Here is a 1,953-nt window from a genome sequence, read left to right on the forward strand (position 1 = left end):
AGGAGGTGATGATCGGGTTCATGGGGGGCCTTTGCATGATGAGGGTGGTTGGGGTGCTGGGTGCCGAAACTTGTGTGTCTTGGCTGTCAGCTAGTAGACCGCCGCCATGTATGTGGCATGTGTCATGCGTGCCCCCAAATGCATGGCCGTGTAGCATGCCGCGCGGGCAGATACACAGCCATACAAAGCCGTGATGGCGGAGCCCGGAAACGCCACCGCCACCTCAAAGGTGGCGGTGTTGGGGGGGGGGGGCTCGGGCGTTTTAAGCGCGGGGCCCGCGCTTGCGCAGCGGGGTGCTGCTGCTGGCCAAGGGGCAGGGCCGGCCTGCGGGCGAGGCGATTTCAGCAGCCGCACAACCCAGCAAGAACATGCATGTGTACAGCCATTTGCGAACGCTAAACATCCTGGGCCTCCACCTGAGCGGCAAACACATAACCCTCGCTGCGGACGGTCTTGATATAGCGCGGCTCGCGGGCATCGTCGTTCAGGCATTTGCGCAGGCGGCTGATCATCAGATCGATGGAGCGCTCAAACAGCTCGGCCTCGCGCCCCTGGGTGATGGACAGGATCTGGTCGCGGCTGAGCACCTTTTGCGGGTGGTCCACCAGCACGCGCAGTAGCCGGTATTCGGCGCCGCTCAGCGACACCATCACACCTTCCCGGTCCAGCAGCACGCGCTCGGCGGTGTCGAGCCGCCAGTCGCCAAAGGCCAGAAAGCGCGCCTCCTCGCTGCTGCGCATATTGGGCGGCAGCATGCGGGTGCGCCGCAGCACGGACTTGATGCGCGCGAGCAGCTCCCGCGCGGCAAAGGGCTTGGGCATATAGTCATCGGCGCCCATCTCCAGGCCCAGCACCCGGTCGGTCTCGTCGCCGCGTGCGGTCAGCATGATGATGGGCGTGGTCTTGAACTTGCCGGCGCGCAGGTCGCGGCACAGGGTGAGCCCGTCTTCGCCGGGCAGCATCAGATCCAGAATGATGAGGTCAAACGGGCCGGCCGTCTCCAGCAGCTGCCGCATATGCCGGCCCGTCGGTGCGGTGGTCACGCGCAGGCCATTTTTTTGCAGGTAGGCGCTGACCAGGTCGCGGATATCCCGGTCGTCATCCACCAAAAGAACGTGGTCGCTGGCAGGGGAGGTGCTTGTCATGGCAGAAGGGGGCGGTGGTGTCAGTGGAGGTCGGTGGGTTTCAGAGGGTTTCAGCTGCTGGCTGGCAGCTGGAGGCTGGCGCGAAGGCCGCCTTCGGGGCGGTTGTGCAGGCGCAGCGTGCCGCCCAGCGACAGTGCCAGCTGGTGGGCAATGGCCAGACCCAGGCCCGAGCCGCCGGTGTCGCGGTTGCGGGAGGCCTCGACCCGGTAAAAGGGCTGCAGCACGGCTGCAAGCTGCTCTTCGGGGATGCCGGGCCCGGCATCGCAGACATCGATGTAGCAATGGCCCGCTTGCAGGCGCAGATGCACATCGGCGCGCTGGCCGTACTTCAGCGCGTTGTCGATCAGGTTGCCCAGAATGCGGCGCAGCGCATGGGGGCGGGTGCCGATGGGCTGGCCCGCAGCGCCGTCGAGCGTGACCGGGCTGCCGGTGTCGGCATAGTCGTTGACGATGCTGCGCAGCAGCGCATCGAGGTCCAGGCGCCGCACTTTCTCGTCGGAGCCTTGCAGGGTCTTGGCGTAGTTGACGCCTTCGTGCACCAGGCTGCGCATGGCCTCCAGGTCCTGGCGAAACTTGTCGGCATCGGGCATGTCGTCCATCAGGTCCACCCGCAGGCGCATGCGCGTGATGGGGGTCTGCAGATCGTGCGAGATGGCCGCGAGGATCTGCATGCGCTCGTTCAGGTAGCCGGCAATGCGCTGCTGCATGGCGTTAAAGGCACGCGCTGCGCGCACCACCTCGGCCGGGCCCGCTTCGGCGACAACGACGGGCTGCAGGTCCGGGCCCAGCTGGTCGGCCGCCGTTGCCA

The 1,953-nt window shown here is 66.4% G+C and carries 2 protein-coding genes; both read right to left on the reverse strand.

The features are described 5' to 3' along the window. Positions 1–395: 395 nt before the first annotated feature. The gene (locus tag H928_RS0112725; protein WP_021026855.1) at positions 396–1,145 is read right to left on the reverse strand and encodes a response regulator; all 750 of its coding nucleotides are present in this window, start codon (positions 1,143–1,145) and stop codon (positions 396–398) included. Positions 1,146–1,195: 50 nt separating this feature from the next. Continuing rightward, a partial coding sequence (locus H928_RS0112730; protein ID WP_021026856.1) for a HAMP domain-containing sensor histidine kinase occupies positions 1,196–1,953 on the reverse strand: 758 nt, incomplete at its 5' end.

The sequence above is a fragment of the Comamonas sp. B-9 genome, assembly GCF_000410635.1.
Lineage (GTDB): Bacteria > Pseudomonadota > Gammaproteobacteria > Burkholderiales > Burkholderiaceae_C > Comamonas.